At 58.6% G+C, this 18,897-nt stretch carries 21 protein-coding genes; 11 read left to right on the plus strand and 10 right to left on the minus strand.

The window, feature by feature from the left end; all coding sequences use genetic code 11:
* The 7 genes from ASS64_RS16930 to ASS64_RS05010 all read left to right on the plus strand — a co-directional run.
* The coding region (locus ASS64_RS16930; protein WP_234002331.1) for a hypothetical protein at nucleotides 1–241 on the plus strand (241 nt) is incomplete at its 5' end.
* A gap of 65 nt (nucleotides 242–306) precedes the next feature.
* Entirely contained in the window at nucleotides 307–2,283 is a 1,977-nt protein-coding gene (locus ASS64_RS04985) for a TonB-dependent receptor (RefSeq protein ID WP_067690857.1), read from the plus strand.
* Nucleotides 2,267–3,445: a PepSY domain-containing protein gene (locus ASS64_RS04990; protein WP_067690861.1), complete on the plus strand. Its 1,179-nt coding sequence runs from the start codon at nucleotides 2,267–2,269 to the stop codon at nucleotides 3,443–3,445. Before ASS64_RS04985 ends, ASS64_RS04990 begins: the two co-directional genes overlap by 17 nt.
* A 283-nt stretch (nucleotides 3,446–3,728) precedes the next feature.
* A complete protein-coding gene (locus ASS64_RS04995) occupies nucleotides 3,729–4,307 on the plus strand; it encodes a site-specific integrase (RefSeq protein ID WP_067690864.1) in 579 nt (192 codons plus the stop codon).
* On the plus strand, nucleotides 4,304–4,912 hold the full coding sequence (locus ASS64_RS05000) for a hypothetical protein (protein ID WP_067690867.1): 609 nt from the start codon (nucleotides 4,304–4,306) through the stop codon (nucleotides 4,910–4,912). Before ASS64_RS04995 ends, ASS64_RS05000 begins: the two co-directional genes overlap by 4 nt.
* Nucleotides 4,913–5,005: 93 nt before the next feature.
* On the plus strand, nucleotides 5,006–5,368 hold the full coding sequence (locus tag ASS64_RS05005; RefSeq protein ID WP_067690870.1) for a DUF3768 domain-containing protein: 363 nt from the start codon (nucleotides 5,006–5,008) through the stop codon (nucleotides 5,366–5,368).
* A 140-nt stretch (nucleotides 5,369–5,508) separates the two neighbouring features.
* Nucleotides 5,509–6,021: a GNAT family N-acetyltransferase gene (locus ASS64_RS05010; protein ID WP_198147652.1), complete on the plus strand. Its 513-nt coding sequence runs from the start codon at nucleotides 5,509–5,511 to the stop codon at nucleotides 6,019–6,021.
* 146 nt (nucleotides 6,022–6,167) lie between these two features.
* On the opposite strand, the gene ASS64_RS05015 is transcribed toward ASS64_RS05010, so the two are convergent.
* A complete protein-coding gene (locus ASS64_RS05015) occupies nucleotides 6,168–7,133 on the minus strand; it encodes a hypothetical protein (protein WP_067690876.1) in 966 nt (321 codons plus the stop codon).
* 340 nt (nucleotides 7,134–7,473) lie between these two features.
* On the opposite strand from ASS64_RS05015, the gene ASS64_RS05020 reads away from it, so the two are divergent.
* Nucleotides 7,474–7,971: a hypothetical protein gene (locus tag ASS64_RS05020; protein ID WP_067690879.1), complete on the plus strand. Its 498-nt coding sequence runs from the start codon at nucleotides 7,474–7,476 to the stop codon at nucleotides 7,969–7,971.
* A gap of 233 nt (nucleotides 7,972–8,204) precedes the next feature.
* On the opposite strand, the gene ASS64_RS05025 is transcribed toward ASS64_RS05020, so the two are convergent.
* The 4 genes from ASS64_RS05025 to ASS64_RS05040 form a co-directional block, all read right to left on the minus strand.
* Nucleotides 8,205–8,753 carry a manganese efflux pump gene (locus ASS64_RS05025; RefSeq protein WP_067690882.1) on the minus strand — a complete coding sequence of 183 codons (549 nt, stop codon included), beginning with the start codon at nucleotides 8,751–8,753 and terminating at the stop codon, nucleotides 8,205–8,207.
* A 27-nt stretch (nucleotides 8,754–8,780) separates the two neighbouring features.
* The gene (locus ASS64_RS05030; protein WP_067690885.1) at nucleotides 8,781–9,020 is read right to left on the minus strand and encodes a hypothetical protein; all 240 of its coding nucleotides are present in this window, start codon (nucleotides 9,018–9,020) and stop codon (nucleotides 8,781–8,783) included.
* Nucleotides 9,020–9,256: a hypothetical protein gene (locus ASS64_RS05035; protein ID WP_067690887.1), complete on the minus strand. Its 237-nt coding sequence runs from the start codon at nucleotides 9,254–9,256 to the stop codon at nucleotides 9,020–9,022. The genes ASS64_RS05030 and ASS64_RS05035 overlap by 1 nt, the downstream gene beginning before the upstream one ends.
* 251 nt (nucleotides 9,257–9,507) lie before the next feature.
* Nucleotides 9,508–9,903, minus strand: a complete 396-nt coding sequence (locus ASS64_RS05040; RefSeq protein ID WP_083508190.1) for a PRC-barrel domain-containing protein — start codon at nucleotides 9,901–9,903, stop codon at nucleotides 9,508–9,510.
* Between the two features lie 313 nt (nucleotides 9,904–10,216).
* Between ASS64_RS05040 and ASS64_RS05045 the strand changes: the two genes are divergently transcribed.
* Nucleotides 10,217–10,660, plus strand: coding sequence for a MucR family transcriptional regulator (locus ASS64_RS05045; protein WP_067690890.1), 444 nt, complete (start codon nucleotides 10,217–10,219; stop codon nucleotides 10,658–10,660).
* Nucleotides 10,661–11,194: 534 nt separating this feature from the next.
* Here the strand turns inward: ASS64_RS05045 and ASS64_RS05050 are convergent.
* Together ASS64_RS05050 and ASS64_RS05055 are read right to left on the minus strand one after the other, a co-directional pair.
* Nucleotides 11,195–12,211, minus strand: coding sequence for a phosphoribosylglycinamide synthetase (locus tag ASS64_RS05050; RefSeq protein ID WP_067690899.1), 1,017 nt, complete (start codon nucleotides 12,209–12,211; stop codon nucleotides 11,195–11,197).
* Between the two features lie 149 nt (nucleotides 12,212–12,360).
* The gene (locus tag ASS64_RS05055; protein ID WP_067690902.1) at nucleotides 12,361–13,065 is read right to left on the minus strand and encodes a CDP-alcohol phosphatidyltransferase family protein; all 705 of its coding nucleotides are present in this window, start codon (nucleotides 13,063–13,065) and stop codon (nucleotides 12,361–12,363) included.
* 766 nt (nucleotides 13,066–13,831) lie between these two features.
* Between ASS64_RS05055 and ASS64_RS05060 the strand changes: the two genes are divergently transcribed.
* The gene (locus ASS64_RS05060) at nucleotides 13,832–14,191 is read left to right on the plus strand and encodes a thermonuclease family protein (protein ID WP_067690904.1); all 360 of its coding nucleotides are present in this window, start codon (nucleotides 13,832–13,834) and stop codon (nucleotides 14,189–14,191) included.
* Between the two features lie 30 nt (nucleotides 14,192–14,221).
* On the opposite strand, the gene ASS64_RS16355 is transcribed toward ASS64_RS05060, so the two are convergent.
* Nucleotides 14,222–14,614, minus strand: a complete 393-nt coding sequence (locus ASS64_RS16355; protein WP_083508189.1) for a response regulator — start codon at nucleotides 14,612–14,614, stop codon at nucleotides 14,222–14,224.
* Nucleotides 14,615–14,762: 148 nt separating this feature from the next.
* Between ASS64_RS16355 and ASS64_RS05065 the strand changes: the two genes are divergently transcribed.
* Entirely contained in the window at nucleotides 14,763–15,023 is a 261-nt protein-coding gene (locus ASS64_RS05065; protein WP_067690907.1) for a hypothetical protein, read from the plus strand.
* Nucleotides 15,024–15,252: 229 nt separating this feature from the next.
* Here the strand turns inward: ASS64_RS05065 and ASS64_RS05070 are convergent, their stop codons facing one another.
* A complete protein-coding gene (locus ASS64_RS05070) occupies nucleotides 15,253–17,367 on the minus strand; it encodes a TonB-dependent siderophore receptor (RefSeq protein ID WP_067690911.1) in 2,115 nt (704 codons plus the stop codon).
* A 212-nt stretch (nucleotides 17,368–17,579) separates the two neighbouring features.
* Nucleotides 17,580–18,737 (minus strand): PepSY domain-containing protein, encoded by a 1,158-nt coding sequence (locus ASS64_RS05080; protein WP_067690919.1) that lies wholly within the window; start codon nucleotides 18,735–18,737, stop codon nucleotides 17,580–17,582.
* Between the last annotated feature and the right edge of the window lie 160 nt (nucleotides 18,738–18,897).

The raw sequence follows: 18,897 nt of genomic DNA on the forward strand, positions 1-18,897 counted from the left end.
AATAGCTGACTGTCTGCTACTGCGGCAGAAAGCTCGCAAAACCGCCATCTCGTTAAAGACGCCGATGCGACTGCCTGCTGGGCGCTGTCACGCCCTGCGTGAGGCGCCGACAGGAATCGCCACGCTCGACTTCACCTATCATTCACGCCCCATTCTTGCTCATGCGAATTATTCGCATTTACAGAACGGCTCTCTATGGCTATTCGCGCCAACGAATTTAGAGACCTGGAGCCCGCAGTGAAATTTGCCTTCCCGTCCGTTGCGCTCGTGTGCGCCCTATCATCGCCAGCCTTTGCGCAGGGAGTATTGAACGATGAACAGCCAGACGGCGAAATCACGGTTACTGGCGAGCGCGCGCCGCGAACGATTGTCGAAACTTCGTCGAGCGTCACTGTCACCACTCAGGAGGACCTTGATCGGTTCGCAGGCGCTGACACGCTTGCACGTATTCTCGAGCAGACCGCCAATGTCTCCCCGACCGGTGACGATAACGAGGGCCCGTCGATCCGTGGCGTCGATTCGAGCGGCATCCTGACCAGTGTGGAAGCCTTTTTCGGCGGTTCGCAGCCCCGCACCACGGTGCAAGTTGACGGGCGCCAGCTCAGCTTTAACGAATTTGTCTTCGCAGGTGCCTCGGCCTGGGACATCGAACGCGTCGAGGTCTTTCGTGGCCCGCAGACCACTACGCAGGGTCGCAACGCGATTGCTGGTGCTATCTTCGTTGAGACCGCCGACCCGAACCATGACGAGTTCGAAGGTCGTGTTCGCGGGATTTTCGGGGGCCGTGATGAGCGACAGCTTTCCGGGGTTGTGAGCGGACCGATCGGCAGCGGCGACCTCGCCTATCGGCTGTCGGGCGATTACCGCGAAGAGGAAAGCTTCGTTACTCCCGTGGGCGTGACCGACTACGGTGTGGACCTGCGCAAGGTCGAGAGCCTGAATTTGCGCGGCAAACTCGGCTATGAGCCAGCAAGCCTTCCCGGCTTCAAGGCCCTCCTCACTCTCAATCACACCGATACGCAGCGCCCACAGACCGAGAGCGTCGATGCGCCTTTCTTTGATCGCGAGCGCAACAATCCGGGCTTCTCGGTCTTCACCACGAATGGAGAGGCGGGTATCCTCGACCTTTCTTACGATAATGGGCGCGGCGCGGTGATCTCGAACGTGACCACACTCTCCCGCAGCGACGTGAGGCGCCTGGCCCCGACCGGCACCGGCAATGCCGAGATTCGGGCTGACGACTTCAGCAACGAGTTCACGGCCCGCTTCGGCGATGCGCAATCGCCGGTCAGCGCGCTGTTCGGGTCCTATTTCTCGCAGACCGACAGCGAAGATTCGCTCGACCTGAGTGGTTTCGGCCTGGGTGTGGGTGACTTCCGCGAGGAACGTAAGAGCTTCGGTGTTTTCGGCGAGCTGACCGTGTCGCCCTTCGACCGGTTCCTTCTCACCGGTGGCCTGCGCTATCAGTGGGACGCTCAGGATCGTGACGGCGGTTTCGCGGGCGTGATTCCGATCGATTTCGATCAGAGCTTCGATGCCGTGCTGCCACGCGCCGAGCTGGCTTACGATCTCACCGACGACGTGCGGATCGGCATGATGGCCGAGAAGGGTTTCAATCCCGGCGGCTTCACCTTCAATTTCGACACTTTCGCGACCGAAACCTTCGCGCCAGAATACGTCTGGAACTACGAGGCCTTCGCCAAAGCGCGCGTTGCTGGCGGCCGCTTGCTGCTGACCGGGAACGTCTTCTACAGCGATTTCGAGGACTATCAGGTTGCGAGCTTGACCGAGCTCGGCCCCGGTTTCTTCGCCAACACCTTCAGCAATGTCGCGGAGGCTCGAGCATTCGGAGCGGAATTCGGCGCGCGTTACGAAGCTTCGGACACCCTGTTCCTCGATTTCGGCCTCGGCCTGCTCGATACCAAATTCGGTTCCGACAGCTCTTCCGGTGCCATCCTCGACGGAAACGAGTTCGAGCGTGCGCCGACGATCACGGCCACCGGGGGTATTGCCTGGCAGCCGCTACCTGGGCTCGAACTCAGCGGCTTCGCCCGCTACAGCGACGGTTATGCCAGCGATGCGGCGAACGTCGCCACGAATATCGTCGAGGACTACGTCGTCGCAGACGTGCAGGCCAGCTACACGATCGGGCCAGTGCGTGTCTTCGCCTATGCGACCAATGTGTTCGGTAATGATTACGAGCTGTCGATCTTCAGCGATGGCAACCTGGCGAATATCGGCGATCCCCGCCGAGTGAGTGCGGGCGTTGAATTCGCTTTCTGATCAGATCCAGCCCCCGCCGGGTAAGGCGCGTCGTGCGGAGCGCGGCCCTGTCCGACGGTGGATCGCCGATCTGCATGCGTGGATCGGGGCATTCGTCGGTCTGTTTGTAATCCTGGTCGGATCGACGGGGATCGCGCTCGGCTTCGCCTACGAACTCATGCGCGCCGAAACTGGCGGTTTTGACGTCACCGGACTGTCAACCAATGACGTTCCCCGCATCGAGCAAATGATCGCACGCGCCCAAGACGCAGCCGGACCTGAATTCATCCCGCTCGGCTATGTTGGCCCCCACGGCGAGATCGTTAACCCCGCGCCAATGATCTACGGCCTCAGCGCCGCACCGGAGGCCGGTGGCGAGGAGCAGGTGATCACCTTCGATCCAGCCACCGGAGAGGCGACCGGGAGTTTCCTGCTTCACGACACCTGGACCCACTGGCTTATCGACCTGCATTACGAATTACTCGCGGGCGAGATCGGGGTCGCCTTTATGGCGGCAATCGCGTTGCTGGTTGCTCTGCTCGCCTTGGCGGGCTTGGTCCTGTGGTGGCCGGTGGCACGATCGGCGTTAGCCAAGCCCTTCAGTTTCAGCTGGCGTGGCAATTACGTGCGCAAGTCCTTCTCGCTGCACAGCCTCGTCGGCTTCTGGCTAGCGCTACCTATCCTCCTGTGGGGCATTTCAGGCGCCTACTGGAACCAGCCGGAATGGTTCCCTGCCGCCATCTCGCCGCAACTCGAAGGCCCTGACGAAACGACCACCGCTTGGCTGAACGAATCCGATTGCAACGACGCGATCACCCCGGAGACGGCGATGTCGAGTGCGCTGGCGGCAGTTCCGCGATCGTCGGTGGTCGAGATGCATTTTGCAGCGCCGTGGCAGCCCTATCATGCGGTTCAGCTCGATGCTCGCGGGGCCGACCAACTGGATGGCGATACGCGTGCCTGGGTCTCGGCTACTTGCTCCGATCGCGTGGTGGTCGAACAACTTCGGGGCGCAGAGGCAACAGGGCCATTGCTCAAGGCACTACACAGCGGTCGGATTTTCGGAGCATTTCGTCAGCTCGTAATCGCGTTGGTCGGGCTTTCCTTCATCACGATCGGTGTAACCGGCCTGATCCTGTGGTGGCGCAGGATCGCTCCCCAGAGGCGACAGGTCAGAAACTGATGAGGGTTACAGGTGGTCGGCGACCAGACGGTCAACGAATGCCACTGAGCTCAGAGCGAAACGGCAGCTTTCCCTCCCCCTCTGACGTTCGGGGCTTGCTCGAACGCCGCGAAAGCGGCCATCACGGGTATCTGACGGCTTTGACCGGTTTCGGGAGCCGTGGGCGACCGAGTTAACGACCAGGATGAGGGCGCGAAGCGGACGTGAGTAAGTCCGAAATTTCTTGCTCTTCGGCAGATATTGTTGTACTATAACAACAACTTAACTAAATTGCGAGAATTCCATGACCCAGCCGGCAAAGGTGCTGGCACCCGCTGACGTGCGTCGCCTGTGTGCGAAGGCGCGGAAAGGGCGCCACTCTACACGAGACCACCTCATCGTCCTGCTTAGCTTCAAAGCCGGGCTTCGTGCAGCAGAAATCGCAGGCCTCTCCTGGCCAATGGTTTTGACCGCAAAGTCACACATTGCTGCATCTATCACGGTCGCCAACTCTATAGGTAAGAACGGTCGGGGCCGCATTTTGCCCATGCACCCCGACCTTAAACTTGCGCTCGAAGTTCATCACCGAGCGGAAGGCCGTCCGAATGAGGGACCCATAGTCCGATCTTCTAGAGGCGCGCACATGCGACCCAGAAGTATCGTAAACTGGTTCACAGCGATCTATGCAGAGCTAGGGTTCATTGGCTGCTCTTCACATTCGGGCAGACGCACGTTCATCACGACGGCAGCCAGGCTCGTCAGCAAAACGGGTGGTTCACTGCGTGATGTCCAAGAGCTCGCTGGCCACAGCGCGCTCACAACGACTGAGCGTTATATCGAAGGCGACAGGGATGCGCAGCGTAAGCTCGTGCGGATGCTGTGATCACGCTGGAGCGGTTCAGACTGCTCGAAGCCGCTATCAGGGCGCGCGGCTACGGACCCACGATTGAATGGACCGAGAGCCTCGCGCCTCCCGAGGACCCGGAGGACTTCGCACAGCAAACGATCTACGTGATTTGCAACTCTGGCATGGCCAACACGGTTGCCACGGTGATCTACGATCGCTGCATGGACGCGCTCCGGAGTGGCCGCAGCGTGACTGACGTTTTTCGTCACCCAGGCAAGTCGCTAGCCATTGATACGATCTGGCGCGAACGTGAGCGGCATTTCGCTGACTACATGGCTGCAGGGGACAAGGTATTCGCGCTTCGCACTTTGCCATGGATTGGCGACATTACGGCGCTGCACTTGGCCAAAAACTTCGGGGCGGACGTAGCAAAACCGGATGTGCATATAGAGCGCTTGGCACGCGCCGAAAGCACGTCGACCGAAAAGCTTTGCGCGAGGCTATCGGCAGCATCGGGCTATCGAGCGGCAACAGTCGATACGATTTTGTGGCGAGCTTGCGCGATCAGAGTGCTCAACTCTGCCGAGTACGAAATCGCAGGCTGGGATGAGGCGTACTCGCCTGAGAGACCAGCCTCGTAGAACCTTCGCCATAGTGGCGATGGCATTAGCGCAGTAGCCCTCCGTCGGCGGCGGCTCCGCCAATTCCAATATCGATGAAGAAAGGACACGGCCATGACAGGCAGTGAACAGGCGCGGTGCGCCTGCGATACCCCGCGCGCAGAGCAAATTGCGCGTCTCAACGACAGGCTACGCAAGCACGGCGCTGGAGGCGCGATCATGGTCACGCGAGGCGTCAGGATGATGGCTGGCTTCAAGCCAACGGAGTTGCTTGCCCAGCTTGCCGCATATGATGGCTTCGACGTCGACAATGACCCTCACGGCGAACGCGACTTCGGCGATGTCGAAGTTTGCGGGACCGGGCTCTTGTGGAAGATCGACTACTACTCCCGCGACATGAAGTTCGCTTCGCCTGATCCCGCCGATCCTGCGGTCACTGAGCGAATTCTGACGGTCATGCTTCCGGAAGAGTGGTGAGCAGACCGAGCGCGGCCGCAGTGAGCCGCGCTCACTTCGCGCATTCGAGGTCCCCTTCAGGAAATGGCGCAACACTGGGGCTTTCCCGCGTAGCGCCAGAACCTCGCCAGAGAGGCATTCTAATGACTAGATCCACTATCTTGACGACGCGGCGGCTGCGCGTGCGACACTGGCTGTCCGCTGACGTCGATCCTTACGACGAGTACTGCAACACTGACGAAGTCATGGAATACCTCGATGGCCCTAGCACTAAGCGGGAAATCCGGCGCGAAGTAGCGTGGTACCAAAAGCATCAGGCGCAGCACGGTCACACGTTTTGGGTGGTCGAGCGAAAACGGGATCGAGCACTGCTAGGCTTTTGCGGCATCATCAGAGTTTGGGAGCGGCAAAGCCCTCTTCATGGGGAGCTTGAAATAGGCTGGCGGATCAGGGCTGATAAATGGCGTCACGGCTATGCATTTGAAGCGGCCAGCGCCGTGATCGATTGGGCCGAGTGGCAGTTGCCAGATGAGGTGGTGTATGCCCGCATCCATCAAGACAACGCGGCCAGCCACGGTTTGGCGCGAAAGTTGGGAATGCGAAGGGCTAGGGCTATGGAGGCTAGGCGGGGCGCTGAGGAGCGTTCCCTCAGGATGTTCAGGTTGCGGCTGTAACAACGCGACATCCCCGCATCGCTGTGCTCGATCAAAAGCTAGGGCGCTAGCGTGTTCAGCTTACATCCTGACCCTCGATAGAAATTGAGCTTGAGATGTATTGAGGGACGTTCCCTGGGGCCAAGAAGGCCCCAGGGAATCAACCGCTAGTTGAAAGTCTGCCAGCGCTTGTCATGCTCGGCTCGGGAGTCCTTCCAAAGGCTCCGGAACCAAGTTGCGCGTTTCGAGACATCCACCCTCTTTTGGTCGGGATGGGCGAGCTTCCGGGCCTCCCTGGTGCGACGCATAAGCGGGTCCCGGATGAATTTGCCGTCTTTCACGGCGAAAATGAAGTCCTGAAGATAGCTTTGGGAAAGCCCTTCAAGGAGACGGAGCTTTGCATCAGGCCGATAACCCTCGAGGGTCTTGCGGACCTTGAACGACCCGTTCGGTTGTTCGACCATATTAACCGCGTCGACCGGGTTCTTCGACAGGTAGTAGGCCCACCATGATGGATGGCCGCGGGCTTCTGTCAGCTCCTTTATTCGGATCGGGTCCAAGCCCAAAGTGCTAACCCAGTGAGACTGCTCCCCCAGGGTACCCTTGGCCGCTTTGAGGTCAAAGTCCTCTCCCGCCCACAGCAACGCGTGGACGTGAAATGGATATTCACCCTCTCGCTTGTCTGGTGGATTCAAAACAAAGACCGGCTCTACAATACCAATCCCACCGATAAGACCATGTTCGTCGCACAGCAGTCGTATCGTTTTGTCGCTCTTGCGAACGAGCCGCTTCAACCACAGCACGGGCTCTTTTTTTGACGCACGGAACTCATCGGACAACATCGTGAGAAAGAAGAAGCGTTGCTTCGGAAACTGCTGATGGTGTGAAGCAACGAGAGAGATAAGTTGCCGGCCCATCTCGGCCTTGGCTTCCATGTCGGAAGCCAACAGCTTGCCCGCGTAAGGCCGCAGGCCAAGCAGGGCTTCAAATTTCTTCTGCCTTTTGTTCGTTAGGTTTTGGGCTTCGATCGCATCCGTAATGCTCTCGCGATATGCCTTGGAATTCCTCTTAAGATATATCCGAGCGTCGCGAAGGGTCCGGGGTGCGTGGTTCTTTGAGGAAAATTTACTCATCGCGAAAATCCTCCATTCCGATCTGGGGCTCAAGATGCTCTGGAATGGCGGTAAAGAACTGACCAAAGATGCCCTCTACCGATCTCTCATTGGCTGAGTGTGTATTACATGAAGCCGCGGGGCTGGACCGGTCCACCTGCAGGGCGTCCGGAAAAGTTTTTCGATTGGTTTGTGTCATGGAAATTTTTCCCAAAGTGGATCGTGAAAACTGACCACGATCTGCGTCCGCTTAGGACGGAATTGTCCCTCACACGCGCCCTTTACAGTTTCGGTTCCTGACGATTTTTGCGCGAAGAAAGTTCGATGTTGAAAATATGCGCAGCCATACAATTATGTGTAGATGAGCAAAGATAAAGATTCGCTTCGACTCTGCGATTTCCAAGGCTGGAAGACCCGGATCCGCAAAGCGATTTTGGCTGGCCGACGAGCGGAACAAAAACTGGAGCCGCAAGCGCTCTTGCAAACTGAATGGGGTGCGACACGTTTTCATCTGTACCGCTACTATCGCGCGCTCGATGAAGCCGGGTTCTATGATGACCTAGTTGCGTTTGTGGGGCCACGTCGCGGGCCAAAAGGGGAGAGGGTGGGGCACCTCTTGAGGCTGATCAACAAACCCAAAGCACTTTGGAATGCCTCAACGACGTCCAGGATATCAAAGGAGCTGGAGCTCGCTTTGCAACACGATATCAATCCAAAGCTTGTCCTGGGATTCCTATCTGAAGTCGGCAATCAGCAGCGGATCATCAGGTGCTACGAAAAAGAGATACGGCCCGAAGCGGCCGAGCGGTACACATTAAAGTGGTGGCCCGTGAAATCTAAGCCAACCCAATCATGGTAAACTATCGAAATTTGACTGTTGACTGGCGTCAAGAGCCCGTTGATGTCCGCTTTGCGCCCTCATTGCAGACATTCAGGGAGGTTTTGAGATGCCCGAAAGCCGACCGTTCGCTTTGCCGGCCTGACACTCGCCGCCGATGATTTCTTTTAGGCGGTCAGCAGACCTCGGCAAATTGCAGTGCGATAGCGATGGTTCTGACTCATTTTCAATGAATGGGGCCGCAGTAGCCATGGTTAGATCAAGCCGAGAAATTCGGCAGCTGCTAGTGCCAGCAATAGGGAACCTGTGACCAATCGAGCGCTGCGCTCGTAGCTGCTCGCTGCGCGTGCCCCAATCTCAATGCCGATCTGAGTGAAGACGATTGAGAATGCTGCGATGGTCGTGGCCAGTGCAAGCGGTTCGATCTTGCCTAGGCCAATGCTGAAACCAACAAGCAAGTTGTCGACACTCAACGCTGTCGCGAGGGCCACAAGCCCCGTCCAACTGGCAATGGTGTCGATGTCGGATTCCTCGCCGAAGGTCGCGTCATTCGCGTTCCACAAAGCCCAGCCTCCAAGGCAAGCCAAAAGCAATGGACCTATCCAGGCGGCAGTTTCGGCGATGGCACCCGATGTCTTTCTGCCCAACCATAGGCCGGTCAATGGCACGAGGAATTCAAATACGCCAAAGGCAATCAGAATGCGCCAGCGACAACGCCTTGCCCCGATGGCACCCAACGCGAGTGCCGCGGCGAAATTGTTCGATGCGATGACGATGCCCAAGATCAGCAGATCGGTCGTCATCAGCGAGCAGCCGGTTCACCCCAGGTTTCAATATCCCCCTGGCGGGTCGCTGGCGGGAAAGCTTTCATCCAGATCCTCATCGGTCTCAGTCCACTCCCTTTGCGGTTTGTCCCGCATAGCTGAGGGCCCTGCGTCTCGGATATCCGTGTGGCTGTTATGCGGCTGATCTGGATCGAAAGCAGCGTTTCGCTGTGGGGATTTCTTCTTCTGCGCGTAGGTGATTGCTGCTGCACCTGCGATCAAAGCTATAATTGCGAATTTAGACATCAGCCCTCTCCGGCATGCGGTTCCGTTTCCAAGATATGCCAGACGCCAGCTTGGTCCCTTTGGACTTCGCCGAGGAATTCTCTGCCGCGATAGCGCTCGCGCCACAGCTTCACTGGGAACGGCGTCTCGTTCTCTTCGAGATAGCTCAATGCATGTGTCGGATTGTCGCCTTCGATCATCACTGTATCGACAGCTTCATCATCGAGGCTGTGAATCTCGAGTATGAGATTAGGCATGCGGCCTCCAGTCGGGGCCAAGCTTATGCGTATGGGAATCAGAAACCGGGGTGAGTTGGAGCTTGGCCCACTTGTTTTGGTCACCCGCGAGATTTCATTGTACCATGCAGGAGCGAAAGAAGCGAATTGCCGCCTGTGTGCTGGTCCAGAATGGCCATGATTCCGTCCTTTCGTTATCGAAAATAGAAAGGGAGTATGCGGCTGTTTAAAAGGAGAACGGGCGGCAATTCGCCGCCCGTTCGCCATGCTTTCTAGTAAGGAACGCCGTAAAAGCTGCGGACACCTACTGCGTAGTCGGCGCCGAACTGCGGCGGCCGTTCACTTTCGTAGGATGGCGCATCCTTCAGTCGGTCCTTGTCGATATCGACGACATAGCCGCGCAAACGGACGCTATAATCCAGACGGTCCCAAGGAATGGGATAGTGGTTTTTCCCGAGCCCGAGGACTCCGCCGAAGCTCAAAACAGCGTACTCCACACGGCCGGACCGTTTGCCGACCATGAAGTTCTCGATTTGCCCCAGTTTCTCACCACCCTCATTATAGACTGAGGTGCCTTCCACCTTGTCGGAGGCGATAAGAGCAGCTGTTTCGTCGTGTTCGACTTCGCCGTCACTTGGTCGTTCGAGTGTTGCGGTTTGATGGTTCATGGCTTTCTCCTTTCGAGGAGTCTGCTGGTTTGGAGTGAGGCGTGCTCTCACTCTATGGGCACTGCCTCTCCTCACCAACGGGGCGAGAAGACCGCTGTTCCAGAATTCATTCGGTTCAAGCGTTTTCAGGCGCTCGCTCTCAATCGGCGCTTGCGGACTAGCCTGAAATTCGACCAATCGCTGCATTTGAATGTCGCAAAAAACCTCATCGATCATTCTCTACATATGAGTTGCACTTCTTGTCGGATTTATACAATGATGCCTAGAGCGGGTCGCAACGCGAATGTTCCCCCTAAGTTCAGAAAGCCGAATAATGGAAGATTTCGATACCGACATGACCGAGACCCTCATCACCCTCACCTCGGACATCGTCGCTGCACATGTGAGCAACAACAGCGTCGACGTAAGCGACGTCCCGACTCTGATTTCGAACGTTTATTCGGCGCTCTCCGATCTCGGCACCGGCAGCGGTGGCGTGGAGGAAGTCCCCGACCCGGCGGTATCGATCCGTTCTTCGGTCAAGAAAGACCATCTCGTCTGCCTCGACTGCGGCAAGAAGATGAAAATGCTCAAGCGGCACTTGTCGACCGAACACGACCTGACGCCCGACGAGTATCGCGCACGCTGGAACCTTTCCGCGGACTACCCGATGGTCGCGCCCGACTATGCCGCGACCCGTCGTGACCTTGCAGTCAAGATCGGCCTCGGTCGCAAGCCCGGCCAGAAGCGCGGTCGCAAGAAGAAGGCTGAGGATTGACCCACGCGTTTTAAAGCGGCCAAGTGCGGTGATCGCCTCGCCAAGAAAGCAGAGGTTAGCAGCGCCTTGGCAAAGCGGAGAAAGGTGCAATTGAAGAGGCGCTAAACGCGAACCGAAATGGCTGCGGTGTAAGAAATAGAGAGCAAGAGCACAGGCTCCCCTGCCGACCTATAGTGGATGCGCCTTGGATCCTCCTAGCCGCACGAAATTGTCGGGCGCGCAACTGAAGCAGGAATCTGTGGCTTAGTTGGGGCGGGCGCGAGAACCGAGGGGGGACAGACCGTGCACCGCCCCAGTCATTTACGATCGCCTAGCCGAGTTGGTTCCTCCAGGACCATGAGCCGATGTGGATCAGAGGCACAACCATGCCACAACTGCGAAGATCACGACCAGCAGTCCAAGAGCCCACCATAAAGCGCTGTCGCCATACTCAAATTCAGGCCCAGGATTGGTTTCAGGTTCTCTTTTACGATCGGGCACCTTTACCTCTCTCCACAAGCCCGCCCAAGATTGATCAGATTACCTTCTGCTAGGTCAAGCCCGCACTAGGCCGTTGCGCCGCCAGCTTTCGGCGAGCAGCGTCTCGAGCAGGTCGGCGTGGCTGAAACCCGCGTGAGCCGCGGCCTTGGCCATGACCTTCTCCGACCACAGGTTGCAGTTGAGATTGATCTCGATGAAGTTGATCTCGCCCGTCTTGAGGTCGAGGCGGAATTCGATCCGCCCGTAGTCGAAGGGCACGAACTCCTGGGCGACCTTGCGGGCCATCGCCTCGATCCGCGGCGCGAGCTCGGGGTCGTCGAACCGCTTGAGCGCTGCCTTCTCGGTGTTCTGCACCAGGTCGCGCTTCTCGTAATAGGTCCACAGGCGCTGGGTGTCCTCGCGCTCGTACCACAGCATCGGCAGCGCGATCGGCTCGTCGTCGATGGTGATGAAGGCGCACTGCACGTCGTAGCCGTCGAGATAGGGTTCGACGATCGCGTCGTGGCCTTCGGTATGGATATGCCACACCGCATTGGCGACCTCGGTCCAGTCGTGCGCGTCGGTGATGCCCCAGCTGGCCGACGAGGCATTGGGCTTGATCACCCAGCGCCCGGCGTCCTTGGCGGGCAGGTCCTGCTCGCGCACGGGCGCGCCGCGACGATAGCAGAACCACGGCGCGGTGGGCACGCCGGCGTGTTCGCAGACCAGCTTCGAGACCGACTTGTCGTCGCCCAATCCGCGCAGGAACGGCATCGCACCGAGGTACGGGATGCCATGCTTGTTGCACAGGATCGGGATCAGCATTTCGCTGTTCACGAAGCCGCCGCGGTTGAGGAGGGGGAAGACGAAGTCGACGTCGGGCTTGTCGAACAGCACGTCATAGTGATTGGCGAGCTCGAGATTGAGCCCGAGATCCTGCAGCGTGGAGCGAACTTCGTGATGATAGATGGCGTGATTGCCGTCCTCGGGATGCATCCCGCCGCCGAACAGGGCGTGCTTGGCCATGAACAGCATACGGATGCGCTGCTTGGCCTCCTCGGGGATGCGGAGTGGTGCGATGGTCTTGGTCATGTCGGCCCGGTGCTGTGCTTTCGCGCTATGACCTAAGCCTCCAAGATAAGTGTCGCCAGCGGCAACCATTTGGCTTGGCTCACGCTGTCGTGTTAATGACACGCTATATCGTGCGCTAGAACTCAGGCTGCCGCTGGTTGCGGGAGTCTCTAGTTCCTATCGCGCCATTCACCGTTACGAGAAGGCTCCTCAACCGCCAGCCGGCGTGCGGTCACTGCTGTCTGCTTGACGAAGAGCATGATAAGGATCGCGCCGACCACTCCGACGAACAGGTCAAAGCCGGAGATGGCTCCGAACCAACCAGGTCCATGGCCGAATGCCATCATCGCCAATGTCAGTCCGATGAGCAGAAAACGCAGCTCGGTTGGCCCGGCGTTGAGGTAAGAAAGCTTGAGCTCACCAAGAACACGCACGGAGAGAAAGGCGTGGATCGACAACAGGAGATACCCGGCCAGCGCCACTAGCGCGACCTCAAGGGTGACGTAGGGGCTCAAGCCGATCCCCACGACGACCAAGGTGGTCGCCAGCCCATCGCAGCTGTGATCGAGGAAATAGCCATACCGTGGCCGCTCGATCTTGCGAAAACGAGCGAGACTACCGTCGGTGGAATCGCCAAACCATTGGACCACGTATCCGGTGATCGCCAACCAGAGCCAGTCCTCGCCGAGATTGCTCAGCGTATACCCTGAGAAGATCAGAAAAGCTCCGAGCATTCCCAGATAGGTCAGCATGTCTGGCGAGACCCAAGGGGGAAATCTGGAGCAGATCCAGGTCAGCAAGCGCCGTTCCGAACGCGCGAGGACATTTTCCTGAATTCGTTCGATCGGTTGGAATTCAGCTGGCTTGTGGCGCATGTTTACCTCGAGGCTAGGAAGGCCTGCCACCTAGGGTGGCAACGGCCCCTTTAGCTGTACCCCGATTGAATGGCAACTGACTGCCGACGCAGGCGCGATGCTCGCCCCCCCCCCCAATCAACTGGCTACAATATCGTGTCGGCAAGGAGCGAGTGCGAAATCTCGCGTTGCGTCACTAAGTATCCGAGACGATGTCGTATTTGTCATATCCTTTCCAGAAAACATGCGCATTACCTACACGAGCGACCCGGAGGTGCTGGAGCGATCTGGGACCTCAACTGCGTGGCCCTGCGCAATGCGTGGGGCCTTTTTTGTCGCCTCCCGTAAACACGCAGTCAACTGGAGGAATGCCCCATGGGCAAGGACCCTCACACTGCTCCCGTCCTCATTGTCGAACAGCGCAACCGTTGCAGAGCCCCGAGGAACGACATCGCGGGGTGGACGGTTCTCCTCGTGCGCGAGATCATTGTTCGCGCCGGGCGGCGTGCAGCGCCTGTCCTCCTGCGCGCTCAAGCACGCCGCTCGTCAAACCGAATTGGCAAACGGCCCGATCCGTAAGGAATGAACAGATGCCTAGTGAAACATTCGCTTGGATAGGCTGCCAACCTCATCATTCTCGGGAAAAGTCGCCGTGTTTCTTTCGGGCTTGACGCCACACATCAAGGGATTGGTGTTGCGGAGTAGACTTAGATTAGGCCGGGTCCGCATCATCGGTTTCGTCCTCACTCTCTCTTGCGCCGCATGCGACCCCGTCGTCGACCGTGCCGTGCCGATTGAAACGGCCTGCACTGTGATCGACGGAGATACTATTCGCTGTGGAGAAGAGCGCATCCGGCTGCTTGGGATCGATGCACCCGAAATGCCTGGCAGTTGCGCCGCCGGGCGCGAATGCGCGCCGGGCGATCCCTACGCCGCAGCCGACTCTCTTTTTGGACTGGTTGAGAAAGGACCGTTATCGATCATACGCTTCAAGAAGGACCGCTATGGTCGCACGCTGGCGATAATCCGTTCGGGTGAAGTCGATCTCTCCTGCCAGCAAATCAAGAGCGGTCATGCAGTCTATGTAGCGCGTTGGGATCAGGACAATGCGGTTCGGAGCACTTGCCCGAAGGCGGTGCAGCGCTAGAGCCCACGCTCGTTGCCGAGGCCCAGCGGATTACTTACCGCTTGATCCCACTGTGCTTTGCAGGCCGTTTCGGACCGCAGCAAGCAATTCTGCGTCAGGCACTGGCTTTGCCAACATAACGCTTCGCTCGATACCTTCTTCAGACCAATCGTCAGCGCTGTCTCCGGAAACAAAGACTATCGGCAGGTCCTCAAGTTGCGATCGTGCGTGGCGTGCCACATCCCAGCCGCACGGTCCCTCTCCGAGCCTGATGTCGGTGAGCAAAATCCCAATGTTGTCTGCATGCGTATCAATAAACTTGATTGCTTCCGGGCCATCACCAGCTTCCAGGACGACGAAGCCTGCGCCTTCGAATATGTCAACGAGAGCGAGGCGGATCAGGATCTCGTCTTCGACGACAAGAATGGTAGGGTTTGAACTCACAACTTTCGCACCTGCTGCAGCGACCCAGCATGTGGCAACAAATGGTGAGCGGCCGGAGCGTTCCCCGTATCTACAGTTTGGTTAAAACTGTTGCATTTGTGCGCTAGCGGGCGATGAGCCCTTTCTATCCTAATGACGGAGGCGAGACATGCAGGAAGGCCTCGATGATCTGGCCGCTCGTGCTCGGGAGGTGGCCGAGAAAGCCATCGCTGCCAAAGATGGCAAGCCAACGAGCCACGATGCGCTGCATAAAGCCATGATGGCATACCGAGCGGCCGCGGTGAAATACATCGCGCACCCTTCGGTTGGCGACTTCGTGCGTGCAGATGCGACGAGATACAACGGTGAAACGCGTGAAGCGATTGAGAAGATTGCTTCTCTCATCGATGATCTAAACGATCTGCGTTAAACCACCCGGCTTGCGCCGGTGGTTTGCTGAGTTCGACGTAGGCCTGATGAAACGTGACTAGCGATAAGCCTCAGGGCGATGCTCATGCGGCGCCATCAAGCCACAAACCAACGCAAGAGGCTCGTTTCTTCAATTGAGGTCCGTCTTCAAGACGCCAGGGGAATTGCCGCTCTTCGCGAGAATGAGCTGAATGGAATCACGACCGCAGTCGACCCAATAACCGTCTAATTCAGAAATCCGCAGAGATGCTGGCCTTAAATGTGCGCGGGGTTCCTTGGAGCAGCGCGGCCGAGAAGGCGTCAAACGCGCTAGCCCAGTACTTTTCGTTCACGATATTATCGACAGAGAGGCGCAGCGTAACCGGCGCTTCGCCAGCCACGAAAACGTAACGCGCACCCAGATCGATCCGCGTCCAGCTATCGAGTTCGAGTGTGTTTGCGGCATCGACCCACTGCCGTCCGGTGTGCACGGCACGCGCCGTGATCGTCATGCCAGGCACAAAGCCCAGGTCCCACTCCACGTCTGCATTGGCCGTATACTCGGGAACGCCAGGCACGTCATTGCCGCTGACGAGCTCCGCATCGGTCAGAGCCGCGCCGCCGATCAGCCTCAGGCTGGGGGTAAGATCGCCGTTGATGGTGAACTCGATGCCCTGGTGCCGCTGATCGCCGAGGTATCCGAAACTGCCATCGGCTAGGACGCCCTCACCGGGGCGTTCGAGACGATAGGCGCCAAGGCCGACGAAGACTTTGCCGAGCGCCAGCTTGCCGCCAACTTCGTACTGCAGCGATTTGCGCGGGGCGAGGACCTCTCCCGGGTTGCTCACGAGCGCCGGGTCGAGCGGCGCCGTCGGACCTTGTTGGAGTGCCTCGATCCGGTTGCCGTATAGCGACAGACCGTCGAAGGGCTTCAGCACCACGCCGATCACGGGGGTGACTGCACTTTCGTTGTATTCGGTCGTCAGCTCGCCGCCGAAATAGCTGTAGCTTTTCACATTGATGGATTGCAGGCGCAGGCCCGCCGTGACCTGCAAACGCTCTTCCATTACCCCGATCGTATCGGATGCGAAAGCGCTCCACAGTCGCGTCCTCGCAATCGGGAATGGATCAACCAAGTCGCCGCCGACGAGGGTCGAAGAAGGCAGGTCCACCTGGGGAGTGTCGTAGATATTGGTGGCGTAACCTGCAAAACCCGGTCCATAGCGAAAATCGTAGGCGTTGCGATTCACCTGCCAGCTGGCATTCCCGCCGAAATTGAACTCGTGGGTTATCGCTTCGCCCAGCTTTGCGCGGATGCCGGCTTCGACCGCTTCGTTATTGTCGGTCCGCGGGACGAACAGCGCCGTTCCATTGGCAGCACCGGTTTCGGCATCGAGCACGGTAATACCCCCGTAAATGCCTTCCTCGCGCCCGTCGCGCGCACCAGCCCTGAAGTATGCCAGCGCATTATCGGCAAGATCGTACTCCACGCCCAGCGTGCCGAAGACATCGCCCATTTCGGTATAGGTGAAATCCTGCGCATAGTTTGCACCGCCATCGGGAACGGCAGGGATGGTTGCGCTTCCGACAGTGACCTTCGGCCGCAAGGCGTCGATCCGAATGTTCTGGAACGCAAGATCGAGGGCTGCTCGCAGCGGGCCGTTATCATAGTCGATCGCGCCGCCCACGACCTGCGTGCGGCGGTCTTCGCGGTCGATCGAAGTTTCGCCGTCACGATAGGCTGCGTTCAGGCGAACGCCCCATTCACCGTTCTCACCGAAGCGGCGCGCGACATCGAAGCTCCCGCCGAAATGGGAATTTGCACTGGCTGAAACGGTCACTCGATTGAGATCGGCATTTCCTGCCCGCTTGAGCTGCAGGTTGACGCTACCGCCAAGTCCCGAACCGCCAGGCGCTGCGCCATTCAGGAAGGCGCTGGCGCCGTTGAGGACCTGTACGCTCTCGAACAGTTCAGGTGCAACCAATTGACGCGGTGTAATCCCGTAAAGGCCGTTGAGACCCACATCGTCGCCGAACAATGTGAAGCCGCGGATCACAAATTGCTCGGACGCATTGCCAAAGCCGTACGTAGTACGAATGGTCGGGTCGTTCTCCAACACATCGCCTAACGAGCGAGGTTGCTGGTTCAGGATCAAGCTTTCGTCATAGGAACGGATTGCGAAGGGCAGGTCCTCTGCGGGCTTGTCGCCGAGAACCCCGGCGCTGCCACCGTTGACGACCTCGGTTTCATTGTCGCGCTGAGCGGTCACGACGATCACGTCGTCTTCGAGTTGCTCCTGCGCCTGAGCCGAAGTGGCGAGCGAAATGGCGAGAGCGAGGATGGAGATCCGGGAAATGCGGTTCATTGCGATCGTCTTTCGTGAATTTGGTCGCGATTAGTTCGGTGAGCGGCGCAGCAGCACTGCGGCCATTGTAAGGGGGGCAAGGCCAACCAGCAGCCACGCGAAAAGGTCGCAGAGGCCATCGCCGGTTAGGCCGAGGAAGAGACCCAGCAGTGAGGCCGCGCCAATCGCGGCTGGAACTGCGAAAATGGTGCGGGAGCGCCTACCTTGCTTTTTCATGACGAAGCCCTTGCGGCCGCACCGCTTAGGATCTCCTCTATACGGCGCTCGATTTCACCCGGCTTGCGGCGAAGCCAGAGCATGATCCCGGTCCATAGAACCCAGATTGTCGCGAGAGTAAGCGAGGCCCAGATTAGCTTGAGCGGTAGACCGCCGTAATCACCGAAGTGAAGCGGTTTCGACATCATCAGCGCCTGATTGATGACCGGCATGGTGCGAGCATCGGTAAGTTCGCCAGTCGCCGCGTCGACGAGTGCCGGCGTCAGGAGATGCTGCGTTACCGGACGATCGCCTTGGAAAAATATCGCGTAATGATGGCCCGACGACCAGGCTCCACCAGGGAAGCCGATGAACTGGGGGCTGCGACCGGGAAGAGCCTGCTGAGCGGCCGACATCGCCTTATCGATCGAGCCATAGTCTGCAGGTGCCAGCGCCGCAGTTCCGGCATAAGCTTCGGTCATCCGGGCGATCTCTCCATCGCGCCAGTTCTCTGTAAGGGGATTGGCAAAAGCATTGATTGCGCCGGTAAGAGCGATCACGAGCATCCAGGCCAGCGCCACGATGCCGAGGAAATTGTGCTGGTCCAGCCGGCGAAGACGCTTGCTGCGCCCTTTCCTGACAGTGCCGAACGGCAGCTTGCGCATGAACGGGGCGTAAAGCACAACACCGGAGATCAGCGCCACCACCAGCAAGATGCCCATCGCTCCCAAGAACAACATGCCGGGCAGGCCGAGGAACATGTCGGTATGAAGCTGGAGCAGGAAGTCCATCGGTGCATTGCCGGGGGCAGGGCCCAATGACGCGCCGGTCGTGCGATCGAGGAAAAGCAGCGTCATGTCCTCGCCCGCAGCGTCGGGCGTCGGACCGGTAGTCACGGTCAGCAAGGGGCTGGCCTGGCTAAAGGCCATGAACAGCGGCACTTCGCCCGGCCTTTCGGCAAGTGCCCTTTCAAGCATGCCGTCGAGGGGAAGCCCGCCTTCAGCAGAAGCTGTGCCCGACAATGCCGTTTCGGCATCCCCGCCCATCGCTGCATCGATTTCGTCATGAAAGATGAGCGGCAAGCCCGTCACACACAGCATCAGCAGGAATGCCGTCGGAATCAGGCTGCTCCACTTATGGATGAGGTACCAATTTCGAATGGCGTTGCGGGACATGCGGGCCAGCTACATAGGCGGCTTGGTGGCGTCAATGAGAATAATTCGCAATAGCACCTGGGCGCACTTGCGGCTGCGGCGCTGCCGAGGTCGGCATAATGACTTGTTTTTCGATGACCGCTTTCTCGACATTGAGACTTAGAGCAGCCAGTCCGCTAGT

Origin of the sequence: Erythrobacter sp. AP23 (assembly GCF_001542855.1) — a bacterium.
Taxonomy (GTDB): Bacteria; Pseudomonadota; Alphaproteobacteria; order Sphingomonadales; family Sphingomonadaceae; genus Qipengyuania.

Bases quoted from the DNA above. Each gene is read 5' to 3' on its own strand.
- ASS64_RS05050 (WP_067690899.1), bottom strand. From the start codon at position 12,211: ATGACCAAGACCATCGCACCACTCCGCATCCCCGAGGAGGCCAAGCAG.
- ASS64_RS05020 (WP_067690879.1), top strand. From the start codon at position 7,474: ATGAGCAAAGATAAAGATTCGCTTCGACTCTGCGATTTCCAAGGCTGG.
- ASS64_RS05080 (WP_067690919.1), bottom strand. From the start codon at position 18,737: ATGTCCCGCAACGCCATTCGAAATTGGTACCTCATCCATAAGTGGAGC.
- ASS64_RS05035 (WP_067690887.1), bottom strand. From the start codon at position 9,256: ATGCCTAATCTCATACTCGAGATTCACAGCCTCGATGATGAAGCTGTC.
- ASS64_RS05045 (WP_067690890.1), top strand. From the start codon at position 10,217: ATGGAAGATTTCGATACCGACATGACCGAGACCCTCATCACCCTCACC.
- ASS64_RS05065 (WP_067690907.1), top strand. From the start codon at position 14,763: ATGCAGGAAGGCCTCGATGATCTGGCCGCTCGTGCTCGGGAGGTGGCC.
- ASS64_RS05055 (WP_067690902.1), bottom strand. From the start codon at position 13,065: ATGCGCCACAAGCCAGCTGAATTCCAACCGATCGAACGAATTCAGGAA.
- ASS64_RS05005 (WP_067690870.1), top strand. From the start codon at position 5,006: ATGACAGGCAGTGAACAGGCGCGGTGCGCCTGCGATACCCCGCGCGCA.
- ASS64_RS05070 (WP_067690911.1), bottom strand. From the start codon at position 17,367: ATGAACCGCATTTCCCGGATCTCCATCCTCGCTCTCGCCATTTCGCTC.
- ASS64_RS05040 (WP_083508190.1), bottom strand. From the start codon at position 9,903: ATGAACCATCAAACCGCAACACTCGAACGACCAAGTGACGGCGAAGTC.
- ASS64_RS04995 (WP_067690864.1), top strand. From the start codon at position 3,729: ATGACCCAGCCGGCAAAGGTGCTGGCACCCGCTGACGTGCGTCGCCTG.
- ASS64_RS05015 (WP_067690876.1), bottom strand. From the start codon at position 7,133: ATGAGTAAATTTTCCTCAAAGAACCACGCACCCCGGACCCTTCGCGAC.
- ASS64_RS05025 (WP_067690882.1), bottom strand. From the start codon at position 8,753: ATGACGACCGATCTGCTGATCTTGGGCATCGTCATCGCATCGAACAAT.
- ASS64_RS05030 (WP_067690885.1), bottom strand. From the start codon at position 9,020: ATGTCTAAATTCGCAATTATAGCTTTGATCGCAGGTGCAGCAGCAATC.